17 protein-coding genes are annotated in these 21,962 nt (G+C 71.5%); 11 read left to right on the top strand and 6 right to left on the bottom strand.

Features of this window, described 5'->3' with window-relative positions:
* Positions 1-109 precede the first annotated feature (109 nt).
* Positions 110-3,394: a phosphodiester glycosidase family protein gene (locus tag KFLA_RS32245; RefSeq protein WP_012924040.1), complete on the top strand. Its 3,285-nt coding sequence runs from the start codon at positions 110-112 to the stop codon at positions 3,392-3,394.
* Positions 3,395-3,458: 64 nt separating this feature from the next.
* On the opposite strand, the gene KFLA_RS32240 is transcribed toward KFLA_RS32245, so the two are convergent.
* On the bottom strand, positions 3,459-5,948 hold the full coding sequence (locus KFLA_RS32240; RefSeq protein WP_041289581.1) for a bifunctional FO biosynthesis protein CofGH: 2,490 nt from the start codon (positions 5,946-5,948) through the stop codon (positions 3,459-3,461).
* 115 nt (positions 5,949-6,063) lie between these two features.
* Between KFLA_RS32240 and KFLA_RS32235 the strand changes: the two genes are divergently transcribed.
* Together KFLA_RS32235 and KFLA_RS32230 are read left to right on the top strand one after the other, a co-directional pair.
* On the top strand, positions 6,064-6,627 hold the full coding sequence (locus KFLA_RS32235; RefSeq protein ID WP_012924038.1) for a TetR/AcrR family transcriptional regulator: 564 nt from the start codon (positions 6,064-6,066) through the stop codon (positions 6,625-6,627).
* A gap of 69 nt (positions 6,628-6,696) precedes the next feature.
* Entirely contained in the window at positions 6,697-8,610 is a 1,914-nt protein-coding gene (locus tag KFLA_RS32230) for an ABC transporter permease (protein WP_237706643.1), read from the top strand.
* Here KFLA_RS32230 and KFLA_RS32225 read toward each other — a convergent pair.
* Positions 8,594-9,178: a dihydrofolate reductase family protein gene (locus KFLA_RS32225; protein WP_012924036.1), complete on the bottom strand. Its 585-nt coding sequence runs from the start codon at positions 9,176-9,178 to the stop codon at positions 8,594-8,596. The genes KFLA_RS32230 and KFLA_RS32225 overlap by 17 nt on opposite strands.
* A 128-nt stretch (positions 9,179-9,306) precedes the next feature.
* Here KFLA_RS32225 and KFLA_RS32220 point away from each other — a divergent pair, with 128 nt between their 5' ends.
* Positions 9,307-10,305 carry a sigma-70 family RNA polymerase sigma factor gene (locus tag KFLA_RS32220; RefSeq protein ID WP_012924035.1) on the top strand — a complete coding sequence of 333 codons (999 nt, stop codon included), beginning with the start codon at positions 9,307-9,309 and terminating at the stop codon, positions 10,303-10,305.
* Between the two features lie 19 nt (positions 10,306-10,324).
* Here the strand turns inward: KFLA_RS32220 and KFLA_RS32215 are convergent, their stop codons facing one another.
* Both KFLA_RS32215 and KFLA_RS32210 read right to left on the bottom strand, forming a co-directional pair.
* Positions 10,325-10,882, bottom strand: a complete 558-nt coding sequence (locus KFLA_RS32215; protein WP_012924034.1) for a hypothetical protein — start codon at positions 10,880-10,882, stop codon at positions 10,325-10,327.
* Between the two features lie 69 nt (positions 10,883-10,951).
* Positions 10,952-12,577, bottom strand: a complete 1,626-nt coding sequence (locus KFLA_RS32210; RefSeq protein ID WP_012924033.1) for a GMC oxidoreductase — start codon at positions 12,575-12,577, stop codon at positions 10,952-10,954.
* Positions 12,578-12,707: 130 nt separating this feature from the next.
* Between KFLA_RS32210 and KFLA_RS32205 the strand changes: the two genes are divergently transcribed.
* Genes KFLA_RS32205 through KFLA_RS32195 form a run of 3 tightly spaced genes read left to right on the top strand, consistent with a single transcriptional unit; the run spans position 12,708 to position 15,319 of the window.
* Positions 12,708-13,361 (top strand): TetR/AcrR family transcriptional regulator, encoded by a 654-nt coding sequence (locus tag KFLA_RS32205; protein ID WP_012924032.1) that lies wholly within the window; start codon positions 12,708-12,710, stop codon positions 13,359-13,361.
* Positions 13,358-14,974 carry an MDR family MFS transporter gene (locus tag KFLA_RS32200; protein WP_012924031.1) on the top strand — a complete coding sequence of 539 codons (1,617 nt, stop codon included), beginning with the start codon at positions 13,358-13,360 and terminating at the stop codon, positions 14,972-14,974. The genes KFLA_RS32205 and KFLA_RS32200 overlap by 4 nt, the downstream gene beginning before the upstream one ends.
* 45 nt (positions 14,975-15,019) lie before the next feature.
* Positions 15,020-15,319 carry a thiamine-binding protein gene (locus KFLA_RS32195; protein WP_012924030.1) on the top strand — a complete coding sequence of 100 codons (300 nt, stop codon included), beginning with the start codon at positions 15,020-15,022 and terminating at the stop codon, positions 15,317-15,319.
* A 144-nt stretch (positions 15,320-15,463) separates the two neighbouring features.
* On the opposite strand, the gene KFLA_RS32190 is transcribed toward KFLA_RS32195, so the two are convergent.
* Positions 15,464-16,207, bottom strand: a complete 744-nt coding sequence (locus KFLA_RS32190; RefSeq protein ID WP_012924029.1) for an SDR family oxidoreductase — start codon at positions 16,205-16,207, stop codon at positions 15,464-15,466.
* A 100-nt stretch (positions 16,208-16,307) separates the two neighbouring features.
* Here KFLA_RS32190 and KFLA_RS32185 point away from each other — a divergent pair, with 100 nt between their 5' ends.
* Positions 16,308-17,144, top strand: coding sequence for a helix-turn-helix transcriptional regulator (locus KFLA_RS32185; protein ID WP_012924028.1), 837 nt, complete (start codon positions 16,308-16,310; stop codon positions 17,142-17,144).
* A 13-nt stretch (positions 17,145-17,157) separates the two neighbouring features.
* Here KFLA_RS32185 and KFLA_RS32180 read toward each other — a convergent pair whose 3' ends face one another.
* Positions 17,158-18,057: a bile acid:sodium symporter family protein gene (locus KFLA_RS32180; RefSeq protein WP_012924027.1), complete on the bottom strand. Its 900-nt coding sequence runs from the start codon at positions 18,055-18,057 to the stop codon at positions 17,158-17,160.
* A 96-nt stretch (positions 18,058-18,153) separates the two neighbouring features.
* On the opposite strand from KFLA_RS32180, the gene KFLA_RS32175 reads away from it, so the two are divergent.
* From KFLA_RS32175 to KFLA_RS32165, 3 genes are all read left to right on the top strand, one after another.
* Positions 18,154-19,251: a WD40/YVTN/BNR-like repeat-containing protein gene (locus KFLA_RS32175; protein ID WP_012924026.1), complete on the top strand. Its 1,098-nt coding sequence runs from the start codon at positions 18,154-18,156 to the stop codon at positions 19,249-19,251.
* 66 nt (positions 19,252-19,317) lie between these two features.
* The gene (locus KFLA_RS32170; protein WP_012924025.1) at positions 19,318-20,136 is read left to right on the top strand and encodes an endonuclease/exonuclease/phosphatase family protein; all 819 of its coding nucleotides are present in this window, start codon (positions 19,318-19,320) and stop codon (positions 20,134-20,136) included.
* Between the two features lie 365 nt (positions 20,137-20,501).
* Positions 20,502-21,875 (top strand): C40 family peptidase, encoded by a 1,374-nt coding sequence (locus KFLA_RS32165; RefSeq protein WP_237706642.1) that lies wholly within the window; start codon positions 20,502-20,504, stop codon positions 21,873-21,875.
* Positions 21,876-21,962 lie beyond the last annotated feature (87 nt).

Here is a 21,962-nt window from a genome sequence, read left to right as displayed (position 1 = left end):
CGGCCCGGGGCCACCAAGTTTTCGGGGTCCATTCACCGGTGAGCCCTGGTGTAAATGGGTTACGTGCACGTTGACTGTTCTGGTCAATCGTTCACGACCGGAGGTCCCTGTGCCTGCCCCGTCCCTCACCCGCCTGGTGGCCGTGCCGCTCGCGTTCGCGCTGGCCACTCCGGCGCTGCTCCCGGCCTCGGCCACCCCAGCGGCCGGAACCGTCGCCTCGCCGGCTCAGCTGCAGACGTACGAACGCACCCGCCCGGTGGCGCCCGGGGTGACCGCCGGATCGCTCGAGACGTTCGACGAGCGCGGCTGGCAGCAGGGCAACACCCTGTCCGTCGACCTCACCAAGGGTGCGCGGATCGACTACCTGTCGCCGGGCCAGGTCACCGCGACCAAGCCGCTCGACCAGCAGGCGAACGAGGCCGGCGCGGTGGCCGCGGTCAACGCCGACTTCTTCGACATCAACAACTCCGGCGCGCCGCTCGGCCCGGCTGTGGCCGACGGCCAACTGGTCAAGTCGCAGTCCGAGGATCCCTACCGGGCGGTGGCTTTCGACCCCCAGGGCGTCGGTCGCATCCTCGAGGTGCTGTTCGACGGCACGGCCGGTCCGTACCGGTTGAACCGGCTGAACAGCCCGGTGATCCGCAAGGACGAGATCGGCGCCTTCACGACGCTGTGGGGCAGCTACTCCCGCGCCCACGCGGTGGCCGGCGCGGCCAAGGTGACCGAGGTCGTCGTCGCGGGGGACACGGTGACCGCCGTGGCAGCCGCGGCCGGTGCGGGCGACATTCCCGCCGGGACGACGATCCTGGTCGGCCGCGAGGCCGGCGCGGACGAGCTCGGCCGCTTGAAGGTCGGCGACCGCGTCCCGGTCGCGTTCGCGCCGCGCGCGTCGGACGGCAGTGTGGTGCGGACCGCCGTCGGCGCCCACGCGCTGCTGGTCAAGGAGGGCAAGCCGCAGCCGGCCGACGACACGGCGTACGCCGGGCGGACCGGGCTGGGCTTCTCCGCCGACGGCAAGAAGATGGTGATCGTCAGCATCGACAGCAACCGGCTGACCCACAGCCGGGGCGCGACGCTGGCCGAGATGGGCCGGATCCTGGCCGCCCGCGGCGCGTACGTCGGGGTGGAGCTGGACGGCGGCGGTTCGACCACGCTGGTCAGCCGCCGGCCGGGCGGGACCAAGGTGCAGGTCGACAACGTGCCGGGCGACGGATCGGTCCGACCGGTACCGAACGGCCTGGCCGTGATGGCGCCGAAGGGCAGCGGCCGGGTCCGCGGCCTGTGGGTCGAGACGGCGGCCGACGGCCGGACCGCGCCGGGTGATGCGCCGGTGCCGGGTGGCCGGCCGGACCGGGTCTTCGCCGGCACGACCCGCACGCTGACCGCCACGGCGTACGACGAGATGTACGGCGCGGTCCGGCAGACCCCGCGGATCCACTGGTCCGCCTCGCACGGCATCGTGCGCGACGGGGTGTTCCGGGCCCTCACCCCGGGACGGGCGACGGTGCGTGCGACGACGTCCGGCGGACGCGGCAGCACGGAGCTGGAGGTGCTCGGGCCGGTGCAGCGGGTCACGCCGACGAGCGCGACGCTGAACCTGACCACCACCGGCAGCTTCGGTCTGGTCGGGTTCGATGCCCACGGCAACTCCGCGCCGGTCGAGCCGGCCGACGTCCGGCTGTCCTACGACCAGACCCTGTTCCAGGTCGTGCCGACCCGCGACGGCCGGTTCGAGCTGACGCCGAAGCAGGAGTCCGGGGCCGGCGTGATCACCGCCCGGATCGGTGCCCTCGAGACGTCGGTCGCGGTGTCGGTCGGCGTCGAGAAGCGCATCCTCGACACCTTCGACCAGGCCGAGCAGTGGACCGCCGGGTCGGCCCGCGCCGCGGTGTCGGTGCGCAAGGTGGCCGAAGGTGAGAACGGTCCCGGACTCAAGCTCAGCTACGACTTCAGCCAGTCGACGCTGACCCGGAACGCCATCGCGATCTCGCCGCGGCCGCTCGGCGGCACCGGGCAGTCCCGCGCCTTCGGGGTCTCGATCCACGGTCACGGCAAGGGCGAGTGGACCGCGCTGCAGGTCGTCGACGCCACTGGACGCTCGACGACCCTGTACGGCCCGTACATCACCTGGAACGGCTGGCAGACCGTCGAGCTGCCGGTCCCCGAGGGACTTCCGCAACCGGTGAGCCTGCGCCGGGTCTACACGCTGGAGACGAAGGCGGCCGCGCAGTACACCGGTGAGGTCGTGATCGACAACGCCTACGTCAAGTCGGCCCCGACGGTGACCGCTCCGGCGGCACCGCCGGTCCGGGACGGTCTGGTGCAGACGGCGCGCGCGGTGGACGGCCGGGACTGGCGGTTCGCGGTGATGTCCGACGCGCAGTTCGTGGCGCGTGACCCGAACTCAGCCCTGGTCCAGGCGGCGCGCCGGACGCTGCGCGAGATCAAGGCGGCCGAGCCCGACTTCTTCGTCATCGCCGGCGACTTCGTCGACGAGGCCACCGAGGCCGACTTCCAGCTGGCCCAGCGGATCCTGGACGAGGAGATCGGCACGTCGGTGCCGTACTACTACGTGCCCGGCAACCACGAGGTGATGGGGTCGGCGATCGGCAACTTCACCAAGTACTTCGGTGCGCCGCACCGGGTGTTCGACCACCAGGGCACCCGTTTCGTCACGCTGAACACCTCGAACGGCACCCTGCGCAGCAGCGGGTTCGACCAGGTCGCGCTGCTACGGTCGGCGCTGGACCAGGCGGCGACGGACCGTGCGATCTCGTCGGTCGTGCTGATCGAGCACCACCCGCCGCGCGACCCCACCCCGGCCAAGAACAGCCAGCTGGCCGACCGGCACGAGGCGGCGCTGGTCGAGCGGTGGCTGGCCGAGTTCCAGCACGAGACCGGCAAGGGCGCGGCGTTCATCGGCGGGCACGTCGGGACGTTCCACGCCTCGCGGGTGAACGGGGTTCCCTACCTGGTGAACGGCAACTCCGGCAAGGCGCCGGCGACCGGTGCAGACAACGGAGGCTTCACCGGCTGGACGCTGCTCGGCGTGGACAAGGTCAGCGCCGGCGAGCAGGCGCAGGCCCGTTGGCTGCCGCACCGCGGTGGACCGAACTGGCTGTCCGCGCAGATCCGCCCGCACGTCGACGAACTGACGCTGTCAGCGCCGGCCACCCTGCGTCGCGGGGCCACGGCGCAGGTCTCGGCCGTGCTGACGCAGAACGGGCGGTCGGTGCCGGTGGCCTACCCGGTCAGCGCCGACTGGTCGACCAGCCACAACGTGCGGTACGACGCGGCGCGCGGCACGATCACCGCCACGGGCACCGGCCCGGCGACCCTGACGGTGAAGGTCAACGGCGTGACCGAGACCGTCACGCTCCAGCTGACCCGCTGACGATCAGCGACGAGCGAGGCCGCCGGTCCGGGGCCTTGCTCGTCGCTGTTCCGGGGTGTCGCCGTCAGGCCAGTTCGAGCGCACCGAGCGGCCGCTGCCGCACCTCGCCGTACGTCGTGGTCCGCTGCCGGGCGGGGCGGCCGGCGGCGGTGGCCATCGCGGTGAGCTCGTCGATGGACTTGCGCGAGCCGTGCTTGGACCCGGCCATCCGGCTGATGGTCTCCTCCATCAGGGTGCCGCCGATGTCGTTCACACCGCCGTTGAGCACCGCGACGCAGCCCTCGGTGCCGAGCTTCACCCAGGAGCACTGGATGTTGTCGATCCGGCCGTGCAGCATGATCCGCGCCATCGCGTGCACCGCGCGGTTCTCGTCGTACGTCGGGCCGGGGCGGGCCACGCCGGCCAGGTAGATCGGCGAGTTGGTGTGGATGAACGGCAGCAGCACGAACTCGGTGAAGCCGCCGGTCCGGTCCTGCACCGCCGCGATCGTGCGCAGGTGCTGAACCCAGTGGTGTGGCGAGTCCACGTGGCCGTACATCATCGTCGAGCTGGACGGCAGGCCGACCCGGTGCGCGGTGCTGATCACCTCGATCCAGCTTGCCGTCGGCAACTTGCCCTTGGTGAGGATCCAGCGCACGTCGTCGTCGAGGATCTCGGCCGCGGTGCCGGGAACGCTGTCCAGCCCGGCCTCCTTGACCGAGATCAGGAACTCCTCGATCGACAGCCCGGTGCGGACCGAGCCGTTGACGATCTCCATCGGCGAGAAGGCGTGCACGTGCATCTCGGGGACGCGCTGCTTGACCGCGCGGACCAGGTCCGCGTACGCCGTACCGGGCAGGTCGGGGTGGATGCCGCCCTGCATGCAGACCTCGGTCGCGCCGATCACCCAGGCCTCCTCGGCCCGCTGGGCAACCTCGTCCATCGACAGCGAGTACGCGTCGGCGTCGGTCCGCCGCTGGGCGAAGGCGCAGAACCGGCAGCCCGTGTAGCAGACGTTGGTGAAGTTGATGTTGCGGTTCACCACGTAGGTGACGTCGTCGCCGACCACGGCCTTGCGGAGGTCGTCGGCGATTCGGGCCAGCTGGTCGAGCGCCGGACCTGTTGCCGTCATCAACGTCAGCGCCTGCGCGTCGGACAGCCCGGCCGGGTCACGCTCGGCGGCCGCGAGCGCTTGCTTCACGTCGCCGTCGATCCGCTCCGGCGCCTTCCGGGCGGCCACGTCCTCGCGCAGTACGTCCCAGTCCCCGTACGCCGCGTCGAAGTCCGAGCGGGTTTCGGTCCGGCGGCCCTCGGTATCGATCGCGGTGTGCAGGTCGGTTCGCCCGACGCTGTCCCAGCCGCCGTCGGGCTCCTGCCACGGCAGGCCCTTCGGCAGCGCGGCCTCGTTCGCCAGGCCGGTGGCCGGGTCGACCAGAGCCTCGACGTGCGAGATCAGCCGCGGGTCCAGCCAGGGCTCGCGCAGGTACTCCGGGTGGGCGGTGAGCCGCTCGCGCAGGGTGAAGCCGGCGTCCGCGGTGAGCTTGGCCAGGTCGTCCAGGTGCGGCCACGGACGCTCGGGATTCACGTGGTCCGGTGTCAGCGGGGAGACGCCGCCGAAGTCGTCGACGCCGGCGGCCAGCAGCAGCTTCGCCTCGTTCAGGTTGACCAGGTTCGGCGGGGCCTGGACTCGCGCCCGCGGCCCGAGCACGATCCGGGTCACCGCGATCGCGGCCAGCCACTCGTCCAGCGGCACATCCTCGTCGTTGCGCATCGCGGTGTCGGGCTTCACCCGGAAGCCCTGGATGATGACCTCCTGGATGCCGCCGTACTGCCGGGCCACCCGGCGCAGCGCGAAGATCGAGTCGGCCCGCTCGGCGATCGTCTCGCCGATGCCGATCAGCAGGCCGGTGGTGAACGGCACGTTCGAGCGCCCGGCGTCCTCCAGCACCCGGATCCGGACCGCCGGGTCCTTGTCCGGCGAACCGAAGTGCGGCTGGCCCTTCTCCTCGAACAACCGGCGCGAGGTGGTCTCCAGCATCATGCCCATGCTCGGCGCGACCGGCTTCAGCCGCTGCAGGTCCTGCCACGACATCACGCCCGGGTTCAGGTGCGGCAGCAGGCCGGTCTCCTCCAGGACCCGGATCGCCATCGCGCGAACGTAGTCCAGCGTGCTGTCGTAGCCGGCTTCCTCCAGCCACTGCTTGGCGGCGTCCCACCGGTCCTCAGGTGCGTCGCCAAGGGTGAACAGCGCCTCCTTGCAGCCCAGCGCCGCACCCTGGCGGGCGATCTCCAGCACCTCGTCCGGGCTCAGGTACGGCGACTCGACCCGGCCGGGCGTGGTCGCGAACGTGCAGTAGTGGCAGCGGTCCCGGCACAGCCGCGTGAGCGGGATGAAGACCTTCTTCGAGTAGGTGACGATGCCGCTGCGGCCGGCGTCCTCGAGGCCCTGGTCGCGGACCCGGGCGGCGGTCGCCATCAGGGTCTCCAGCGCCTCGCCCGAGGCGGTCAGCAGCACCTCCGCCTCGGTCCGGTCGAGCGTCTTGCCATCGTCGGCGCGCTTCAGCGCCCGCCGCATCGCGGTACTGGGTGTCGTCGTCACGAGGTCCGAGCCTAGGCGCTGGAACGGCCCCGATCGGGCGATTTCCGGACCCAAAAACAATCAGTACGCCTGTCCTGATACTTTGCCGTTTGTGCAGGTCAGCGCGCGAAGCCGGAGACCCGACGGCCGCCGGGTCCGCGGGGCGCAGCGGCGGGCCGAGCTGCTGCGCGCGGCGCTGGCGGTGATCGAGCGCGACGGTGTGGCCGCGATCAGCCATCGGGCCGTCGCCGCCCGGGCCGGGGTCTCGCTCGCCTCGACGACGTACCATTTCGCGACGCTCGACGACCTGCTGGTCGCGGCCCTCACCGGGGCCGCCGAGGACCTCACGGCCGAGCTGCACGAACGAGTGACCGAGCTCGGAGCCCGGCCCGCCGACGAGCTGGCCAGGCTGGTCGAGCACCTGCTGGTCTACCGACGGGGCCGCACGCTCGCGGAGTACGAGCTGTACCTGCTCGCGGCCCGGCGGCCCGAGCTGCGGGAGGCCGCGGCCGCGTGGTTGCAGCCGCTGACCGAGATCGCCCGGACGTTCACGACCAACCCGCAGAAGGCGAGTCTGCTGGTCGCCGCGCTCGACGGGTTGTTGCTGCAGTCCTTGGTCGGGGCCAGGTCGTTCGACCAGGCCGACTTCGCGGCACTGCTGTCGCACCTGAGGTAGCGCCTGCACTACCCCGGCCCGGGCGCTGCGGCCCGGGCGCGGACTGCGCCGTACGGGTTGGCTTGGACCATGCTGAGGATGTCTCTGGGGGCCGTACGCGATCGGTGGCACTTGTTCGCGGGTGCGGTGGTGGCAGTCGCGTTCGGCGTCGGCCTGGTGCAGTCGGCCCTGCAGGTGATGGCCGCGACGGACCCTCCCCAGGTGCCGCCCGGACTGTCGGGCCCTGAGCGGGCCAAGCTGCGCGACGGGTACGCCGGGGCGGCGACGCTGATGGGCATGTCGGTGATGCTCGCCGTCTTCCTCACGGTGTTCGTCGTCAGCACCACGTTCGGCTTCGCGGTGGTGCAGCGGCGGCGGGAGCTCGGGCTGCTGCGGCTGGTCGGGGCGCAGCGCGGCACCTTGCGGCTGATGCTGCTGGGTGAGGCCGCGGTGCTCGGCCTGGTCGGTACTGCGGCTGGCGTGCCGATCGGGCTGGTCGGCACGTGGGCTCAGTCGAAGCTGCTGATCGAGCTGGGCATGTTGCCCTCGTCGTTCCACGCGCCGTGGGAGCAGGGCGCGCTGTGGGCGGCGGCGATGATCGGCGTGGGCACGGCCGTGGTCGGGGCGTTCGCGGCGGCCTGGCGGGCCTCCCGGATCGGCGCGCTGGATGCCCTCGCCGATCTGCCCAGAACACTGCCGGTGATGACGGGGTGGCGGTGGTTCTGGGGGTTGTCGGCGGCCGGGTTCACCGGGCTGATGGTGATCGCGGCGCAGGCTGCCGGCGACTTCGTGGCCGGGCTGATGATCGCGCTGGTGGTGATGATCAGCGGGTCGGTCGCGCTGAGCCAGCTGAGTCCGGTCGTCGTGCCCCTCGCCGGGCGGCTGCCGGCGCTGGTGCTGCGCGGCAACGTGGTGACCGACCTGGCCCGCGCCGGCGTCCTGCACGCCGTACGCCGCAGTGCCGCGACGGCCGCGCCGTTGATCGTGCTGGTGGGACTGCTCGCCGGTCTGTGGGGCGTGTTCGGCTCGCTGGCGAAGGCGGTCGGGGAGGAGCAGCGGCAGTTGATCACCGCCGAGCTCGTCGTCGGCGGCGCGGTACCGCCGGATCCGCGGATCGCAGCCACGTCGGTGCAGACGACGGTGCCGGTGACGATCGTCCGGACCGCCGGGAAGAAGAAGCAGACGACGTACTCGGAGGCCGTCGGCATCGATCCGGCCGGGTACCAGCGCACGCACACTCTGCGTGCCCGCAAGGGATCACTCGACAAGTTGACTGGGGCAACGATCGCGATCGGGCCCGGGATGGCGACCGAGGGGTACAAGCTGGGTTCGTCGGTGACGGCCGTGATCGGGACGCAGCGGCTAACGCTGAAGGTGGTCGCGCTGATGCCGGAGACGCTCGACGTGACCGAGCACTTCTTCGTCCCGCGGGCGCTGGTCTGTGCTCCGGCGTCGCGCTGCGCCGAGGCGAGGACCGAGACGCTCGTCCGGGTCGCGGCGGGAACCGATCCGGCCGAACTGGCCCAGGCGCTCGCTGCCCAGGGGGAGGTGCGGACGGTGCGTGAGTGGGCCGAGGCGAAGGGCGCTGCGGAACAGCGCGACGACACCGGGATCTTCGCCGTCCTGATGGGGCTGGCCGGGGTCTACGCGGCGGTTGCCGTGGTCAACGCGGTGGTCATGGCGGCGGCCGACCGGCGGCGCGAGTTCGCGCTGGCCCGGATGGCCGGGTGCACCCGGCGGCAGGTCGTCGGCATCGCCACGGTCGAGTCGATCACCGTCGTGGTGGTCGGCGTCCTGCTCGGCGCGCTGGTCGTGGGAGCGGCGCTGGCCGGGATCGCCGCCGGCACGGCCGAGCTGTACGGCGTGGTCGTGGTCGCCGTCCCGTGGCGGCTGCTCGGGCTGATCTCCGCGGCCGCTCTCGTCGTCGTGGGCTGCACCGCCGCGCTGAGCGCTTGGACCACGACCAGGTTCAGCCCGATCACCGTGCTCAGCGGACGGGAGTGACCTCGGGCCGGTAGGTCAGCAGGGTGAGGTTGTCGCCGATGGTCCGGTGGCGGAGCAGGCGCAGCGGCGTCGTGGCGCTGGTGTCGTCGAAGAGGCGCCGGCCGGATCCGAGCACGACCGGGAAGAGCATCAGCCGCAGCTCGTCGACCAGGTTGTGCTCCAGCAGGGTCCGTCCGAGCTGGCGGCTGGCGTAGACGAGGATGTCGCCGTCTCGCTGCTGCTTGAGGCGGGAGACCTCGTCGACGACGTTGCCGCTGAGAACCGTGCAGTTGGTCCAGACGGGACTCCGGCGGCCGGCGGACACGACGTACTTGGGCAGGCTGTTCAGGCGGTCGGCCAGCTCGCCGGTCCGGGCGGGCCAGCGGGTGCCGAACCACTCGTCGCTCCGGCGGCCCAGGAGCAGGGCCTCGGCGTGCAGCGCCTCGTCCGTGGTCACCTTGGTCCACTCGGCGAGGTCCTTGCCGCCGAACCGGGCGAACCAGCCGCCGCCTGCGGAGCCTTCCTGGCCGTCCGGGTCCTCGACCACCCCGTCGAGGGTTGCGTTGGTGGTGATCACGAGCTGTCCCATGGTGGGTCTCCTTCGTCGTCGGCTACCGAGATGGACACCGCGGTCGCCGGAAAAGGGGCGCAGTCGGCCGCCCCGTTGTCGCCGCGGCCGGTGTCGGTACCGGAAGATGCAGTGAGCGGGAGGTGGCGGTGACGGCCGAGTTGATGGCGCGGGCGCGGAGCGGGGACGGTGACGCGTTCCGGGAGCTGACGGCGCCGTACGTCCGCGAGCTGCAGGTGCACTGCTACCGGATGCTCGGGTCCTTCCAGGATGCCGAGGACGCGCTGCAGAGCACGCTGCTGGCCGCCTGGCAGGGACTCGACGGTTTCGAAGGCCGGGCGTCGCTGCGCACCTGGCTCTACCGGATCGCCACCAACCGGTGTCTCAACGCCCGCCGGTCGGCCGCCCGCCGTCCGCCCCAAGCCTGGGACGTGCCCGGGGTGGAGCCCCTGGCACCGACTCGTCTCGGCGAGGTTGTCTGGCTCGAGCCGTTCCCCGACGCCCTGCTCGACGGTGCGGTCGACGTGCCGCTCGGCCCGGAGGCTCGGTACCAGCAGACCGAGGCCATCTCGCTGGCCTTCGTGACCGCGCTCCAGGTGCTGCCGCCGCGCCAGCTCGCCGTCCTCGTGCTGCGGGACGTGCTCGGCTTCCGCGCCGACGAGGTGGCCGAACTGCTCGACTGCAGCGTGGAGTCGGTCAAGAGCGCGCTCAAACGAGCCCGCGCCGGGCTGCGGCGATCGGTGGCCGGCGCCGAGCCGGCGCCGGCCCGCGACTCACCCGCCGAGGCTGCGCTGGTGGCGAGATTCCTGCACGCCTGGCAGTCCGCCGACGTCGACGCGCTGGTCGAGCTGCTGACCGACGACGCCTTCGTCTCGATGCCGCCGATGCCCTTCGAGTACCAGGGCCGAGACGTCGTACGCCGCTTCTGCGCCGCCCTCTTCGGAGCCGGCCGGCGGTTCGACCTGGTGCCGACCCGGGCCAACGGCCAGCCCGCGTTCGGGGCGTACCTGCGCGGCCCGGACCGGATCAGCCACGGAGCCGGCCTGTACGTCCTGACGCTGGCCGGCGACCGGATCGCGGCGATGACCCGCTTCGAGAACACCGTGCTCCCGGCGTTCGGCCTGCCCCGATCCCTGCCGAGCCGCTGACGGTGAGCCGGCGCCGGAATCAGGCATTTCCGGTGGCTTGCGCGACGGGACGCCCTGACCGGTCGCGGAAGAGGGAGACCGGCAGCGATCCGCGGAAGAGCACGTGCGGAATGTCGGCCCAGGGCAGCAGCGGCTCGTCGGCGGTCAGGCTGCGCAGCCGGCGCAGAGCCGTCTCGCTGGGGCTGCTCAGCTCGGCCACGGTTCGCACGCTGTACGGGACGAAGTCCTCGGGGCCGGGGGCCGAGTGCGTCGGGTCGTACCGCATCAACCGGATGCAGGTCCGGTCGGCCGGCAGCAAGTTCGCGTCCAGGGTCCAGTAGTCGAGCGCCGGTACGCCGCGGCCCGACGCGCGGATCGCGTCGAAGATCGGTCCGGGGTGGACCGGCGAGAAGAACAGCACGTCGTTCCACGTGCACGCCAGCGGATGCACCGGGTGCCGGGTGACCTCCGGCCAGGCGGCGTACTTGGCGACCTCGCGGTCGTACAGGTCGGGGTAGCGGTCGCGGATCTGGTTGAGCGGCAGCAGGTGCTCGCCGCGCAAATCGCGAACGGCGGCCTTGTAGAGAAGAGTTGGCATACAGAAAAGCCTCCGACGCGGAAATCCGCGCGGAGGCTGCCTGTGCAGTTTATCAACCGGTGAGGGTCATCAGCGGGTGAGGTCGGTGGCGATCACCCGGGCGATGTTGCGCTCGGCCAGGGCGGTGATGGTGACGAAGGGGTTGACGCCGATCGATCCGGGCAGCAGCGCGCTGTCGGTGACGTAGAGGTTGCGGTGGCCGCGAACCCGGCCGTAGTCGTCGGTGGCGCGGCCGAGCACGCAGCCGCCGAGCGGGTGGTAGCAGAAGTCCGCGGCGAACGCCCGGTTGCCGGAGAACAGGTCGCGACGGTACGTCGTGCCCGTCGCGCGGTTGATCCGGTCGAACAACGCCTTCGCGGCCTGGATCGACGGCGTCGACTGGGACGCCTGCCAGTGCAAGATCGCCCGATCGGTGGCGTGGTCGTAGCTCAGCCGGCCGCGCTCGGGGTTGGCGGTGATCGCCAGGTACAGACCGGCCCAGGTCTCCAGCCCCGTCGGCAGCGGCGCGATCTCCGCGAAGGCCGGGTGGACCGGGTCATCCCAGTTGTCGATGGCAACGGCCGGGATGGTGGACTGCAGCGAGCCGGTCGGGTCCCAGGCGTGGTTCGCCCGAGCGGTCATCACGTTGCCGTTGGTTCCCCAGCCCTCGCCGATCGCGTCCGGCAGGTCGGGCAGCGTGCCGGTCTCCCGGGCGCGCAGCAGCAGCTCGGTGGTGCCGATGCTGCCGGCGCCGAGGAACAGCTGCCGGCAGCCGAGCTCGCTGCGCCGAACAACCTTGCCCGAGGCATCGATCTGCTCGAGGCCGAGAACGTAGCCGCGGCGGTCCGCGCGGACCGAGACGACCCTGGTCAGCGTCCGGATCGTCACCCGGCCGGTGCCGACGGCATCGGCGAGGTAGGTCTTGTCGAGGCTCTGCTTGCCGTGGTTGTTGCCGTAGATGACCTCGCCGGCCAGCGCCGATCGCGGGACCTGCCGGCGCTCCTCCTGCTCCAGGTAGCCGAAGTCGTAGACGTTCGGGATCACCGCGGTGCGGAAGCCGGCCTGGTGGGCGTGCCGGCGGGACACCCGGGCGTAACGGTAGGCCGGGGTCGTCTCCAGGTAGCGCGGATCGATCGAGTTCACCCCGAGCATCCGGTTCGCCAGCGGGAACCAGCGCCGGTACATCTGGTCCGCGTCGACACGCGGCAGCACCTGCTCGAAGTACGACCGCCGCGGCGTCGGCGCCATGCCGCCGTTGACCAGCGATCCGCCGCCGACCCCGCGGCCGACGTACACGTCCATGGCCGGGAAGTCGATCCGGTCCAGCACTCCGGCGTACGGCGTACCGAGGTCGCGGTTGACCACGTCGAGCCACAGGAACGTGTCGAGCGGCGCCGCGGTGCGCCGGTGGAACCACATCGAGCGGCGGTCGGGGGCCAGGGTCGAGCAGAACACCTTGCCGTCGGCGCCGGGCTGGTTCCACGGCTGGCCCATCTCCAGCATCGTCGTCGCGACGCCGGCCTCGCCCAGGCGCAGCGCGGTGACGGCCGCGCCGTAGCCGGTGCCGACCACGACGGCCGGAACGAACGAGCGCTCGGCGGCGACGGCGTCGCCGACCCGGCTCAGGCCGAGAGCGGCGGCGGAGGTGAAGGCAGCGAGGCCGGCGAACCGGCGTCGGGTCACTACGGACTGGTTGGTCTCGTTGGAGGCGGTCACTGACGCACCGTAGCGGTGCAACTCCGCACAGGAGTTGGCTTCGTGATGAGAGTCACTTCCACTCTGCGTTGCCGCAAAATTGCGCGAAATATCAATTTGCAGTGACTGCAAACTCGTCTACTGTGGTCGGGTGACGGACAACGAGCAGGTCCCGGTCCCTGGCCGGCGGGAGCGCAAGAAGCGGGAGACGCGGGCCGCGCTGGCCGCGGCGGCGCTTCGGCTCGCGCTCGAGAAGGGCCCGGACAACGTCACCGTCGAGGAGATCAGCGAGGCCGCCGACGTGTCGGCGCGCACCTTCTTCAACTACTTCTCGCACAAGGAGCACGCGATCCTCGGCCGCGACCCGGAGCATCTGGAGCGGGCGCTCAGCCAGGTCCGGAACGCCCCGCCCGGGCAGTCGCCGCTCGCCATACTGCGGCTGCTCGCCTCGGAGGCGCTGGCCGACCTGGAGGACAAGGACGGCATCGCCTCGCAGCGGGTCGGCCTGATCATGCGGACGCCGACGCTGCTGTCCCACTTCGTCATTCTCGGCGTCGAGGACGAGCGCGAGCTCGCCGCGGCACTCGCCGAGCGGATGGGCGGACCGGCCGCCTCGGTCCGGGCGAAGCTGATCGTCGGCGTCGTCAGCACCGCCGTCCGGGTCGCGATGGAGCAGCAGGAGCTGCAGCCCGATCGCTCGCTCCAGTCGCTGGTCGACGAGGCGTTCCAGCTGCTCGCGGACGGCCTCGATCCCGCCTTCGACGCGACCACCCTTTCCCGTACCGACCAGAAAGGTCAGTCATGACAACGACCTCTTCGCCCACCCCGTCCGACGCGGCGGGCGAGGTCTCCGCCACCACGCCGCCGGAGCAGGCGGCCGAGCAGGTCGCCGCGCTGACGCCGCGGCAGACCGTGCAGGCGATCTCCGGCCTGATGATGGGCATGTTCGTCGCGATCCTGGCCGGCACCGTGGTGTCGACCGCGCTGCCGCGGATCATCCACGACCTCGAGGCGAGCCAGTCGTCCTACACCTGGGTGGTCACGCTCGAGCTGCTCGCGATGACGGCCACCGTGCCGCTGTGGGGCAAGCTGGCCGACCTCTACAACAACAAGCTGCTGGTCCAGCTGTCGCTGGGCTTCTTCGTGATCGGTTCGCTGGTCGCAGGCCTGGCGCCGAACATCGAGGTGCTGCTCGGCAGCCGGGTCCTGCAGGGGCTGGGCGCCGGCGGCCTGACCGCGCTGGTGCAGATCGTGATGGCCGCGATCATCCCGCCGCGCGAGCTCGGCCGGTACTCCGGCATCTTCGGCGCGATCTTCGCCTCGGCGACCGTCGGCGGCCCGCTGCTCGGCGGCTTCCTGGTCGACTCGCCGCTGGGCTGGCGGGCCTGCTTCCTGGTCGGTGTGCCGTTCGTGCTCGCGGCGATCGTGCTGCTGCAGCGCACGCTGAAGCTGCCGACCGTGCGCCGGGACGTGCAGATCGACTGGTGGGGTGCGTTCCTGATCACCGCCGGCGTCTGCACGCTGCTGGTCTGGTCGTCGTTCGCCGGCAACAAGTTCGACTGGGCGTCGGGCTGGACCGCGCTGCTGGTCGGAGCGGCCGTGGTGGCGCTGGTTGCGGCGGTCCTGGTCGAGCGCCGGCACCCCGAGCCGATCATTCCGATGGGTCTGTTCGGCAACCGCACGGTGACGCTGTCCATCGTCGCCAGCGCGCTGGTCGGTGTCGCGATGTTCGGTGGCTCGGTGTTCCTGGCGCAGTACTTCCAGATCGCGCAGGGCTACTCGCCGACCAAGGCCGGGCTGATGAGCCTGCCGATGATCCTCGGCATGATGGTCGCGTCCACGATCGCCGGTGGACTGATCACGAAGTACGGCAAGTGGAAGATCTACCTGGTGATCGGCAGCGTGCTGCTGCCGATCGGGCTGGCGCTGTTCGGCACGATCGACGCGCACACCTCGAAGTACCTGCTCTGGGTGTTCATGATCGTGCTCGGCGTCGGCATCGGCCTGGTGATGCAGAACCTGGTGCTCGCCGCGCAGAACGACGTCCCGGCGCGCGAGCTGGGCGCGGCCACCTCGGCGGTGAGCTTCTTCCGCAGCATGGGCGGCACCATCGGTGTGAGTGTGCTCGGCGCGATCCTGGCCAACAAGGTCACCGAGACGCTCAACCCGGGCGGTGCGCAGTCCGGTGAAGCCGGCACCGTGCCGAACATCGCCGAACTGCCCGAGCAGGCCCGCACCGTCGTCGAGAACGCGTACGGCGAGGCGACCGCGGAGCTGTTCCTGATGTCGGTGCCGTTCGCGGTGCTGGCGCTGGTCGCGGTTCTGTTCATCAAGGAGAAGCCGCTGCTCACCACCAGTGGGGCCGAGCGTCGTGCCGACGAGGAAGCCGCGAGCCGGCGGGTGCAGGACGAGGTCTGAGGCAACGGATCGGTCGCCGGACGGCCGGGCTGGCAAGCTGGACGCATGATCGTTGCCTTCAGTATCAGCCCGGCCGCCGGGGACGAGACCGGTGGCGTGAGCGAGGCGGTCGCCGAGGCGATCCGCGTCGTCCGCGCCTCCGGCCTGCGGAACGAGACCAACGCGATGTTCACCAACCTCGAGGGTGAGTGGGACGAGGTGATGGCGGTGGTGAAGCAGGCGGTCGACGCCGTCGCCGCGGTCTCCCCGCGGGTGAGCCTGGTGCTCAAGGCCGACATCCGGCCCGGCTACACCGGCCAGCTCACCGCCAAGGTCGAACGCCTGGAACAAGCTCTCGGCGACTAGGACACCGACACGGCCAGGGCGTGTCTCCTAGGGCGTGTTGATTAACTCCCTGCGTGCTGCGCGGCACCCGGCACGGCACCTCGCCGGGCACCTGCTCGCGACTGCAGGGAGTTAATCAACACACCCTAGGGCGCCGACGCGGCGTCAGTGGCTGTTGAGCGCGGCGAAAGTCTGCTGGAAGCGGCCCTCGCGCTCGGCGTACCGCAGGAAGCCGACCCGCTCGACCAGGATCTCGCGGGCGTCGGGCTGGTCGGTCAGCAGCTGCACCGACTCGGTGAGGAACTCCTGCAGCGGCATCCACTGCGGGTCCGGCTCGCGTCCCTCGAGCAGCGCGGTCCGGACCGCCGGCGGGACCAGCTCGATCACCTGCACGCCGGTCCCGGCGAGCTGGAAGCGAAGGCTCTCGGTGTAGCTGTGCACCGCCGCCTTCGTCGCGCTGTACGTCGGAGTCGCCGCCAGCGGCGTGAACGCCAGCCCGGACGACACGGTGACGATCGCCGCGTCCGGCCGGCCGAGCAGGAACGGCGTGAACGCGGTGATCGCCCGGATCGTGCCGAGCAGGTTGATCGCGACGGTCTGCTCGGCCGCCGCCAGGTGCCCCGGGTCGCGCAGGTCCTCCGACCGCATGATGCCGGCCATCGTCACCAGCACGTTGGTCTCCGGGTAGCGCGTGGTGACGGTGTCGTAGGCCGCCTGGATCGAGGCCGGGGCGGCGACGTCGAGCTCGACGGTGCCGAGCCCGTCCTCGGCGGCGATCCGGTCGAGCAGGTCCTTGCGCCGGCCGCTGACGATCACGGTGTTGCCGAGGTCGCGCAGCTCGCGGGCGAGTCCGAGGCCGATGCCGGAGGTGCCGCCGGTGATGAAGATCGTGTTGCCAGTCGTTTTCATGGCTCCAGCCTTCGCCGGCCGGCCGGCGGTAACCAGGCCGAGCTCAGCCACTGCTCGGCAAGCAGTGGCTGACGGTCGCGACGGCTGGGACCCTGGACCCATGGAGTACGGCGAACTGTCCGACTTCCTGCGCAAGCGCCGGGAAGCCCTGCAGCCCGAGGACGTCGGCATGCCCCGCGGCCGCCGCCGGCGTACGCCGGGCCTGCGGCGCGAGGAGGTCGCTTCGCTCGCCTCGATGTCGGCCGACTACTACAGCCGGCTGGAAGGTGGCCGCGGGCCACAACCGTCCCCGGAGATGCTGGCCGCGATCGCCCGGGCGCTCCGGCTGACGGCCGACGAACGCGACTACCTGTTCGTCCTGGCCCAGCACGGGACGCCGCCCCGGGTGACCCGGCTCGACCACGTGAACCCTGGCCTGCTGCGCATTCTCGACCGGCTCGACGACACCCCGGCCGTGGTGCTCAACCGGCTCCACGAGACGCTCGCCCAGACCAGCGCGCACGTCGCGTTCGACGGCGAGCAGACCAACTACGAAGGGCTCGAACGCAGCGCGGTCTACCGGTGGTTCACCGGCAACCGGGGGATCTACTTCGAGCAGGAGTGGGACCACCACAGCCGGGTGCTGGTGTCCGGCCTGCGCGCGGTCGTCGCGGCCGACGGCCCGAAGTCGCAGGCCGGCACGATGGCGCGGATCCTGCGGGAGACCAGCGCCGAGTTCGCCGAGCTGTGGGAGGCGCACGAGGTCGGCCACGCGCACAGCCGGACCAAGTGGTTCAGGCATCCGGTGGTCGGCGACCTGGAACTGCACTGCCAGGTGATGGAGGACCGCGACCAGCAACAGACCCTGCTGGTGTTCACCGCGACGCCGGGCAGCGAGAGCGCCCACCGGCTGGAGCTGTTGTCGGTCGTCGGCAGTCAGCAACTGGCCGAGCAGTGACGACCGAGTACACCTAGGCCACCGGCTGCCCGGGCAACGCCTCGCTGCCCGGGCGGACCGATCGCCGGCTCAGGTAGTAGGCGAAGAGCGCGGTCGGGAAGAACATGACGATGCCGTAGACGGCGACCGGGATCGACATCTCGCTGTTGCCGAGCAGGGACGGGCTGAGCGCGATGGTGAGCGCCAGGGTGGCGTTGTGGATGCCGATCTCCATCGAGCAGGCGATCGACTGGCGCTCGGCGAGGCCGGTCAGCCGGGGTACGGCGTACCCGATGGCGAGGCTGAGCACGTTCAGCAGCAGGGCGATCAGGCCGACCTCGACCAGGTAGTCCAGCACGTTGGCGCGCTCGGTGTAGACGGCGGCGAAGATGACCAGGGCGAGCACGACGATCGAGCCGAGCTTCACCGGCCGGGTCATCCGGTCCGCGAACGACGACCGGCGGGCACGGACGAGCATGCCCAGGGCCACCGGGACCAGCACGATCGCGAAGACCTGCAGCATCTTGGCCGGCTGCAGACCGATCTGGCCGTCGCCGAGGAAGTGGTTCAGCGACAGGTTCACCACGATCGGCAGCGTGATCACCGCGAGCACCGAGTTCACCGCGGTCAGCGTGACGTTCAGCGCGACGTCCCCGCCGGCCAGGTGGCTGAACAGGTTGGCCGTGGTGCCGCCGGGGGAGGCGACCAGCAGCATCATGCCGACCGCCAGCGCCGGCGCCAGCCCGAACACCTTGACCAGACCGAAGCAGATCACCGGCAGCAGCACCACCTGGATGCCGAGCGCAACCAGTACGGCGCGCGGCATCCGCAGCACCCGGGTGAAGTCCGCGACGGTCAGCGTCAACCCGAGACCGAACATGATCACCGCGAGCGCGACCGGCAGCAGCACCGAGGTGAGAACTGAGTCGGACACCGGGGCCTCCTTCGGACGGGTGCTCAGAGTGACAGTGCCGGGCAGCGGGCGGCAAGATCTCGTCTTCGGTCCGGCCTGTGTATTACGTTGCCGCCCATGAAGACCCTGCGTATCGCCGCCCTCGCCGCCGGAGTCCTGCTCTCCGCCACCCAACTCACCCCCGCCCAGGCCACCGGTACGACGGGTGGCAGCGGCCACCGGCCGGCGTACCAGTGGGAGCTGAAGCCGACCGGCAGCGCGTCGCAGTTCCGCGGGCTCGCCGCGGTCAGCAAGGACGTCGCCTGGGTGGCAGGCAGCGCCGGGCGGGTGCTGCGCACCACCGACGGCGGCACCAGCTGGCAGAACGTGAGCCCGGCCGGCGCGGCCGCGCTGCAGTTCCGCGATGTGGAGGCGTTCGACGCCAAGCGTGCGGTGATCCTGGCGATCGGTCCCGGCGAGGACTCCCGGGTCTACCGGACCGAGAACGGCGGCCGCAGCTGGACCGAGACGTTCCGCAACACCGAGCCGACCGCCTTCTACGACTGCCTCGACTTCCACGACAACCGGCGCGGCCTGGCGCTGAGCGACCCGGTGAACGGCAAGTTCCGGATCGCCGCGACCTCGAACGGCGGCCGGTCCTGGCAGGTCCAGCCGGACGCCGGCATGCCGGCCGCGCTGCCCGGCGAGTTCGCCTTCGCGGCGAGCGGCACCTGCCTGGTCGCGGGCACCGGCCGGACGGCCTGGTTCGCGACCGGCGGCGGCGACCGGCCGCGGGTTTTCCGGACCAGCGACGGCGGCCGGACCTGGACGGTGACCGACTCGCCGATGGCCAGTGGCGCGGCGGCCGGCATCTTCAGCCTCGCCTTCCGCGGCAAGCTGCACGGCGTCGCGGTCGGCGGCGACTTCGAGAAGCCGGCCGAGGCGGTCCGCGCGGCGTCGGTGACCACCGACGGCGGCCGCAGCTGGAAGCTGGTCCCGGCCGCACAGGCGCCGAAGGGGTACCGCAGCGGCTCGGCCTTCGTGCCAGGAACGCTGGCCACCGTGGTCGCCGTCGGTCCGTCGGGCAGCGACGTCAGCCTGGACGGTGGGCGCAGCTGGACCCAGTTCTCCAGCACCAGCTTCGACAGCGTCGAGTGCGCCGGGCACGGCGTACGGGCGGCCTGCTGGGCGTCCGGCGCGAAGGGCGCGGTCGGGCGGCTCGTCCGGACCCGGTGATCTGTTCAGCTCGGCGACACCCGGGCGTCGTCGCGGGGTCGCCCCCGTTCGACCAGGATTGAGGCCATGCGCACACTTCCCAAGACTCTGCTCGCCGCCCTCGCGGGAGTGCTGATGGTGCTGCCGACCGCCGCGGCCGCGAGCCCACGGTCGGACGACCGCACGTTGACCGTGATCACCTACAACATCCACCACGGGGCGGGTGTCGACGGGGTGCTGGACCTCGAGCGGATCGCCACGGTGATCGAGAAGTCCGGCGCCGGCGTGGTCGGGCTGCAGGAGGTCGACAACCACTGGAGCGAGCGCAGCAACTGGGTCGACCAGGCGGCCTGGCTCGCGCGGCGGCTGAAGATGCACTACCGGTACGCGCCGAACCTCGACCTGCCGCCGCTGAACCCCGGTGAGCCGCGTCGCCAGTACGGAACCGCGATCCTGTCGCGCTACCCGATCAAAGACTTCCGGAACACGCTGCTGCCGAAGGCCCCGGCCGGGGAGCAGCGCGGCCTGGCGGTCGCCACGGTCAAGGTCCGTGGCCAGGAGCTGCGGTTCGCGAACACCCACCTGACCCACAACAACAACGCCGAGCGGCTGGAGCAGGCGCAGAAGGTGGTCGAGGTGCTGGCCGGCTCGAAGCAGCCGACGCTGCTGGTCGGCGACCTGAACGCCGCGGCCACCACGCCGGAGATCCAGAAGCTGACCGCGATCTGGCGCGACACCTGGCCGCAGGTCGGCGTCGGCCCGGGCAACACGATCTCGGCGGAGAACCCGACCGCCCGGATCGACTACCTGCTGCACAGCGCCGCCCTGCGGCCGACGTCCGCGTCGGTCCCGGCGACGCTGGCCTCCGACCACCTTCCGGTCGTCGCCACCTTCACCCTGCGCTGATCCCGCGCACGTCCACCGGCGTCCTCCGCTCCGCGGAGGGCGCCGGCTTTTTGTTGCCTGCTCCACCTGTTGCCGAGGGCGCCCACCTTCAGGCGGCCGGAATTACAAGCTTGTAGTTTGTCAAGCCGACACGCACGTGAAACAAAGTTATCCGTGGTAAGGGTGTTCCCAATGGGGCTGCAGGCAACTAGTGTCACCTGTGGGGTCCAGAAGGACCAAAAGATCGCGAACCCTGGGGAAGGGGTTCACGACCGGCGGAAGGAAGTACCCCGATGCGGACGCCCTCGGGGGCTACGTCCGGCAGGCGGGACGCGGGCACAGGGAAGACCGGCAGAGCGCTGCTCTGCGGAGTGCTCGCGGTCTGCATGACCGGCACCATGGCCCTGACCACCGTGCCGGCCCAGGCTGATCCACGGCCTCCGGTCATTCCGTCCCGGATCCAGGTCGATGCCGCCCGCCAGGCCGCCGCCGCCCAGGCCGCCGAGGTCGCCGCGATCGAGCAGCGGCTGGCCGGCGCGAACGCCCGGCTCGAGCAGCTCGGCCGCGCCTCCGGGATCGCCGCCGAGAAGTACAACGGCGCGGTGCACCGACTTCGGCAGGCCCAGCGCGACGCCGCCGCGGCCGCGGACCGGGCGACGAAGGCCGCGCAGAAGCTCGCCGAGCAGCGCCGCCAGATCGGCCGGTTCGCCGCCGCGTCGTACCAGGGTGGTGGGGACGTTGCGAAGCTGGCGCCGCTGCTCAGCGCCGACGGTCCGCAGCAGCTGCTCGACTCGGCCGGAGCGTCGCGGTCGGTGTCACAGGCGATGCAGGGCTCGTACCTGCGGTTCACCGCCACTCAGGTGGTCAGCAACGCGTTCAAGGTGCAGGCCGACCAGGCGGTGGCCAAGGTGAAGGCGGCGGCCGACGAGGCGGCCAAGGCGAAGGCGGCGGCCAGGTCCGCGGAGGCTGACCAGGCCGCGGCCGTCGCGGCGATCGGCGGTGAACGCCGGCAGCAGATCGCGCGGCTGGCGACGCTGCGCCGTACGTCGTACCAGGTGGCCGACCAGCGGCAGCGGGGACTCGAGGAGCTTGCGCGCCAGCGAGCCGCCGCACTGGCCGCGCAGAAGGCCGAGCAGCTGCGCCGCCGGATCGCCGCGCACGAGGCGGCCGAGCGGGCCCGGATCGCCGCCGAGCAGGCCCGGCTGGCTCGTGCGCAGCGTGCGGAGCAGGAGCGGCGCAAGCAGCAGGAGCAGGCGGAGCAAAAGGCCGCCAAGCCGCCGAACCGGCCGGCCAGGCCGCCGGTCAAGCGGGCCGAACCGCCGGTCAAGCCCGCGAAACCGCCGAAGAAGAAGCCGAAGGCGGACCGGCCGGGCAACGGTGGCACGACCCACCGCAAGGGAGCCTCGGCCGCGATCGCCTTCGCGCTGTCGCAGCTCGGCGAGCCGTACGTCTGGGGCGCCCAGGGGCCGAGCTCGTGGGACTGCTCCGGGCTGACGATGGCCGCCTGGGAGACGGCCGGCGTCCGGCTGCCGCACTACAGCGTCGCGCAGTACGAGCAGGTCCGGCACATCTCGGAGGAGGAGCTGCGGCCGGGCGACCTGATCTTCTGGTCCGAGCAGGCCGACGACCCCGGCACGATCTTCCACGTCGCGCTGTACCTCGGTGGCGGCCGGATGGTGCACGCCCCGCGCAGCGGCCGGCCGGTCACCGTCGACAGCGTCTACTACTGGGAGGACCCCGACTTCTTCGGCCGCCCCTGAACCCGTTCGCGGCGGCGGCTTGTCCCGGCCGCCGCCGCACCCTTCACCCGACGTCAGCCGCCCCTGACCCCGACCGACGCCGGTGAC

The sequence above is a fragment of the Kribbella flavida DSM 17836 genome, assembly GCF_000024345.1.
Taxonomy (GTDB): domain Bacteria; phylum Actinomycetota; class Actinomycetes; order Propionibacteriales; family Kribbellaceae; genus Kribbella; species Kribbella flavida.
The sequence above is the reverse complement of the archived record's forward strand: the minus strand, read 5'-3'. Positions and strand labels throughout refer to the sequence as shown.

Bases quoted from the DNA above. Each gene is read 5' to 3' on its own strand.
- KFLA_RS32240 (WP_041289581.1), bottom strand. From the start codon at position 5,948: ATGCGGCGGGCGCTGAAGCGCGCCGACGATGGCAAGACGCTCGACCGG.
- KFLA_RS32230 (WP_237706643.1), top strand. From the start codon at position 6,697: ATGCTGAGGATGTCTCTGGGGGCCGTACGCGATCGGTGGCACTTGTTC.
- KFLA_RS32225 (WP_012924036.1), bottom strand. From the start codon at position 9,178: ATGGGACAGCTCGTGATCACCACCAACGCAACCCTCGACGGGGTGGTC.
- KFLA_RS32215 (WP_012924034.1), bottom strand. From the start codon at position 10,882: ATGCCAACTCTTCTCTACAAGGCCGCCGTTCGCGATTTGCGCGGCGAG.
- KFLA_RS32200 (WP_012924031.1), top strand. From the start codon at position 13,358: ATGACAACGACCTCTTCGCCCACCCCGTCCGACGCGGCGGGCGAGGTC.
- KFLA_RS32195 (WP_012924030.1), top strand. From the start codon at position 15,020: ATGATCGTTGCCTTCAGTATCAGCCCGGCCGCCGGGGACGAGACCGGT.
- KFLA_RS32190 (WP_012924029.1), bottom strand. From the start codon at position 16,207: ATGAAAACGACTGGCAACACGATCTTCATCACCGGCGGCACCTCCGGC.
- KFLA_RS32185 (WP_012924028.1), top strand. From the start codon at position 16,308: ATGGAGTACGGCGAACTGTCCGACTTCCTGCGCAAGCGCCGGGAAGCC.
- KFLA_RS32175 (WP_012924026.1), top strand. From the start codon at position 18,154: ATGAAGACCCTGCGTATCGCCGCCCTCGCCGCCGGAGTCCTGCTCTCC.
- KFLA_RS32170 (WP_012924025.1), top strand. From the start codon at position 19,318: ATGCGCACACTTCCCAAGACTCTGCTCGCCGCCCTCGCGGGAGTGCTG.
- KFLA_RS32165 (WP_237706642.1), top strand. From the start codon at position 20,502: ATGACCGGCACCATGGCCCTGACCACCGTGCCGGCCCAGGCTGATCCA.